Annotated in this window: 4 protein-coding genes and 1 pseudogene; 2 read left to right on the plus strand and 3 right to left on the minus strand. The window is 73.0% G+C overall.

From position 1 onward, the window contains the following. Positions 1-100 (plus strand): annotated as a pseudogene (locus ACZ4XX_RS40085) (IS481 family transposase); the annotation flags it as partial. 45 nt (positions 101-145) lie between these two features. Here ACZ4XX_RS40085 and ACZ4XX_RS40090 read toward each other — a convergent pair. Both ACZ4XX_RS40090 and ACZ4XX_RS40095 read right to left on the minus strand, forming a co-directional pair. Next, on the minus strand, positions 146-997 hold the full coding sequence (locus tag ACZ4XX_RS40090; protein WP_187622910.1) for an ABC transporter ATP-binding protein: 852 nt from the start codon (positions 995-997) through the stop codon (positions 146-148). A 53-nt stretch (positions 998-1,050) separates the two neighbouring features. Beyond that, positions 1,051-2,145 (minus strand): HAD hydrolase-like protein, encoded by a 1,095-nt coding sequence (locus ACZ4XX_RS40095; RefSeq protein ID WP_468512747.1) that lies wholly within the window; start codon positions 2,143-2,145, stop codon positions 1,051-1,053. A gap of 80 nt (positions 2,146-2,225) precedes the next feature. On the opposite strand from ACZ4XX_RS40095, the gene ACZ4XX_RS40100 reads away from it, so the two are divergent. Further along, positions 2,226-3,518, plus strand: a complete 1,293-nt coding sequence (locus ACZ4XX_RS40100) for a DUF1015 domain-containing protein (protein WP_468512748.1) — start codon at positions 2,226-2,228, stop codon at positions 3,516-3,518. A 65-nt stretch (positions 3,519-3,583) separates the two neighbouring features. Here the strand turns inward: ACZ4XX_RS40100 and ACZ4XX_RS40105 are convergent, their stop codons facing one another. Then, the gene (locus tag ACZ4XX_RS40105) at positions 3,584-4,351 is read right to left on the minus strand and encodes a tetratricopeptide repeat protein (RefSeq protein WP_468512749.1); all 768 of its coding nucleotides are present in this window, start codon (positions 4,349-4,351) and stop codon (positions 3,584-3,586) included. Between the last annotated feature and the right edge of the window lie 428 nt (positions 4,352-4,779).

Here is a 4,779-nt window from a genome sequence, read left to right on the forward strand (position 1 = left end):
AGACTTCCTCCACACCTACAACCACCACCGCTGCCACACCGCACTCAACGGACACCCGCCCATCAGCCGTGTGAACAACGCTGCGGGTCAATACACCTAGGCCGTCGCGGAGCGAACCGTCCGCCGCGCCCGGCACGGGCCCGGCTCACGTGCCGAGCGCGGGCTCCGGCGACGCGGACGCCGCGGCGGGCCGCGGGACACGGGCCTTCCGCCCGGCAGGTACGACCAGCGGCGTCCCCGTCTCGGGGTCCTCGATGACCTGGCAGCGCAGCCCGAAGACCCGCTCGACGAGCTCGGCGGTCACCACCTCGGCCGGCGGTCCCTCGGCGACCACCTCGCCGTCGCGGACGGCGATGAGGTGGGTCGCGTACCGGGCCGCGTGGTTGAGGTCGTGCAGCACGGCGACGAGCGTCCGCCCCTGCGTCTCGTGCAGTTCGGCGCAGAGGTCGAGGACGTCGATCTGGTGCTGGATGTCGAGATACGTCGTCGGCTCGTCGAGCAGCAGCAGCGGGGTCTGCTGGGCGAGCGCCATGGCGATCCAGACGCGCTGCCGCTGACCGCCGGAGAGCTCGTCGACGTACCGCTCGGCCAGCTCGGCGACGCCGGTCGCCTCCATCGACTCCCGGGTGATGCGCTCGTCCTCCGGCGACCACTGGCGCAGCAGCCCCTGGTGCGGGTAGCGGCCACGGGCGACGAGGTCGGCGACGGTGATGCCGTCGGGCGCCACGGACGTCTGGGGCAGCAGCCCGAGCGTCTTGGCGACCTTCTTGGCCGGCATGGTCTGGATCGACTGCCCGTCGAGCAGGACGCGGCCCTGGCTGGGCTTCAGCATCCGGGAGAGGGCGCGGAGCAGGGTGGACTTGCCGCAGGCGTTCGGCCCGACGATGACGGTGAACGAGTTGTCGGGGATCTCCACGGACAGATCGCGGGCGATGACCCGCTGCTCGTACGCCAGGGTGACCGATTCCGCGCTCAGCCGCTGCTGTCGACCATCCATGCCCGTGCTCCCGTGCCCTCTGCGCAAATAAAGTTAGGTTAGCCTACCCAATTTCACAGCCCGAGCCGCGCGAGCACCTTCCCCGCGTCAGGGACCCCGCCGCCCACGGCGTCCACCGCCGACCAGGCGGCCCCGCACAGGGCCCGCACGGCGTCCATGGGATCGGCCGCGCCGGCCCCCGACCCGACGGGACCCTCGATCACCAGCTCTCCCCCGCCCGGCGCACTCAGCGAAGCCCGCCAGCCCCCGCACACGAAGCTCCCGTCCTCCTCGGCGACGACCTCCGGCTGCCCCACGAGCAGCCCCCGCAGATCGGCCGCGACATACGTCGGCCGGTGCTCCGGCACGGCCCGCAGCAGCTGCGCCGCGTCCGTCACCCCGGTGAAGACGAGCAGCGAGTCCACCCCACCGTTGAACGCGCCCTCGACGTCCGTGTCCAGCCGGTCCCCGACCACCAGCGGCCGTCGCGCGCCCGTCCGCAGCACCGTCTCCCGGTGCATCGGCGGCAGCGGCTTCCCCGCGACCTTCGGCTCCACCCGGCCGCCCGTGGCGATCCGGACGACCTCCACCGCGGCCCCGTTGCCGGGCCCGATCCCCCGCGCGCCGGGAATCGTCAGATCCGTGTTCGACGCGTACCAGGGGAGCCCCCGCGCCACCGCGTAGCTCGCCTCCGCGAACCGCCCCCACGGCATCTCGGGTCCGCCGTACCCCTGCACGACGGCCACCGGCTCGTCCTCCGCCGAGTCCACCGGCTCCAGGCCCCGCTCGCGCAGCGCCACCCGCAGCCCCTCGCCGCCGATGACGAGCACCCGGGAGCCCGGCGGCACGTCGTCGGCGATCAGCCGCGCCACGGCCTGAGCCGAGGTGATCACGTCCGCGGCCTCGGCGGGCACCCCGAGCTCGGTAAGGTGCTCGGCCACCGCGTCGGGCGTCCGCAGCGCGTTGTTGGTGACGTACGCCAGGTGCATCCCGCCGGCCCGCGCGAGCCCGAGCGCCTCCACGGCGTGCGGAACGGCCTCCCCGCCCGCGTACACGACCCCGTCCAGGTCCAGGAGCGCCGTGTCGTACGCCTGACTCAGCGGCACCGCGCTGCCACCCGGCCGCAGCCTGCCCACGCCCTGCTGTCCCTGGCCGTTCCGCACCGTCACCGCACACTCCTCGTCTCACCGGGTGGGTTCCCCCGCTCCCCCGATCATCGCTCATCCCACCGGCCACATACGATGACGAGATGAACACCTCAGGTCACGCGGCCGACGACGTCCGCGACGACGCAGCCGGACTGCGCCTGACGCCGTTCCGCGGACTCCGATACGTCCCCGAGCGGGTCGGCAGCCTGGCCGCCGTGACGTCCCCGCCCTACGACGTGGTCGTACGACCTGACGGACTTCTCCATCTGGAGTCAGCGGATCCGCACAACATCGTCCGGCTGATCCTGCCCCAGGCGATCACCGCCGGCACCCGCCACCGCAAGGCCGCCGTCACCCTCGACCGCTGGCTCGCGGACGGCGTCCTCGCCCCGGACCCGGAGCCCGCGCTCTACGTGTACGAGCAGCACGGCGACGGAATCCTCCAGCGCGGCATCATCGGGGCCCTGGAGCTCTCCACCCCGGCCGAGGGGGTCGTCCTCCCGCACGAGGACGTCATGCCGCACGTCGTCGAGGACCGCGCCGCCCTGATGCGGACCACCGCGGCCAACCTGGAGCCGCTGCTCCTCACGTACGTCGGCGAGGGCGACGGCGCCGGCGAGGTCGTCGAGCGCACCGTCCAGGGCCCGCCGCTGCTCGCCACGACCACCGAGGACGGCTTCCACCACCGCCTCTGGGCGGTGACCGACCCTGCCGAGCAGGCCGCCGTCTCCGCCGAGCTCGCCCGCCACCAGGCTCTCATCGCCGACGGCCACCACCGCTGGGCGACCTATCTGCGCCTCCGCGAGGAGCACCCGTCGCCCGGCCCCTGGAACTACGGCCTGGTCCTCCTCATCGACACCGCCCGCTACCCGCTCCGGGTCCGCGCGATCCACCGGCTCCTCAACCGCCTGCCGGTCTCCGACGCCCTCGCGGCCCTCGACGGCGCCTTCCGGGTACGCCGCATCGACCGGCCCCTGCCGGAGGCCATGGAGGCCCTCGCCGAGGCAACGACCGAGGGCAACGCCTTCCTCCTGGCCGGAGACGGCGGCTTCCACCTCGTCGACCGCCCGGACCCCGCCCTCCTCGACCGCACGATCCGCACGGACCGCCCGGACGCCTGGCGGACCCTGGACGCCACGGTCCTGCACTCCACCCTCCTGGAGCACGTCTGGCACATCCCGGACGCCCCCGAGGACATCGCCTACATCCACGACACGAAGGCGGCGGTCGAGCAGGCGGAACGCCGCGGCGGTACGGCGGTCCTCATGCATCCGGTGCGCGAGGAGGTCGTCCGGGACCTGGCCCGCCAGGGCGTCACGATGCCCCGCAAGTCGACCTCTTTCGGCCCGAAGCCGGCGACGGGCCTGGTCCTGAGAAGCCTCGCGCTGGACTGAGGGACCCCGGAAACGAAGAAGGGCGGCACCCGCAGGGGTGCCGCCCTTCTCACATGTCGACCGAGTCAGCTCTTGTCGCCGACGCTGTCGTCGCTGTCGTCCTCGTCGAAGTCGTCGTCCTCGTCGTCCTCAAGATCGACATCGGCATCGACGACGTCGCCACGGTCCGACTCCTCGTCGGTCTCGTCGGCCTCGTCCTCGTCGAACGCGTCGACGAACTCGATACCGTCCATCTCGGCCAGCCGGTCCGAGGCGTCCGTGGCCCCGTCCTTGTCGGACTCGAGAGCCTTGGCGAACCATTCGCGCGCCTCGGGCTCACGGCCGGCGGCGAGCAGCGCGTCGGCGTACGCGTACCGCAGTCGCGCGGTCCACGGGTGGATGGCGCTGGAGGCGAGCTCGGGGCTCTGCAGCGTCACGATCGCCGCGTCGAGCTGCCCCAGGTCGCGGCGCGCGCCGGCGGCCACGAGCCGCATCTCGACCTGCCCGGCCTTGTCCAGCTTCTGCACCTCGGGCTCCCCGGCCATCGCGAGCGCACGCTCGGGACGGTTGAGACCGCGCTCGCAGTCGGCCATGACGGGCCACAGCTCGACGCCACCGCTCATCCGGCGGGCGGCACGGAACTCGGCCAGCGCCTCGGAGTACTTCTGCGTCGCATACGCGGCGAAGCCGGCGGCCTCACGCACGGCGGCGACACGGGAGGCGAGCCGCAGGGCGACCCGCGAGTACTCGTAGGCCTTCTCCGGGTCCTCGTCGATCAGCTGAGCGACCATGACGAGGTTGCGCGAGACGTCCTCGGCGAGCCCCTTGGGCAGGCTCATGAGCTCCTGGCGCACGTCCGGGTCGATCTCCTCACCGGTGACCTCCGGCGGGATCGGCAGGCGCTTGATGGGCGCGCGGTCGCTGCGCTCGCGGTCGTCACGACGCCCGAAGCCACCCCGGTCGTCCCGCCCACGGAACCCACCGCGGCTGTCGCCCCCACGGTCGTCACGGCGGAAGCCGCCACCACGGTTGTCGCCACCGCGGTCGTCACGGCGGAACCCGCCGCCGCCACGGTTGTCGTCCCGACGGAACGACGACGGACGCTCATCACGCCGGTCATCCCGACGGAAGCCGCCACCGCCGCGGTTGTCGCCACCGCGGTCGTCACGCGAGGGGTACGAGGGCCGGTCGTCCCGACGGAACGACGACGGACGCTCATCACGCCGGTCATCCCGACGGAAGCCGCCACCGCCGCGGTTGTCGCCACCGCGGTCGTCACGCG

Source organism: Streptomyces sp. NPDC029956, from assembly GCF_055574655.1.

Coding starts and splice junctions, on each gene's coding strand:
- ACZ4XX_RS40100 (WP_468512748.1), top strand. CDS start 2,226: ATGAACACCTCAGGTCACGCGGCCGACGACGTCCGCGACGACGCAGCC.
- ACZ4XX_RS40090 (WP_187622910.1), bottom strand. CDS start 997: ATGGATGGTCGACAGCAGCGGCTGAGCGCGGAATCGGTCACCCTGGCG.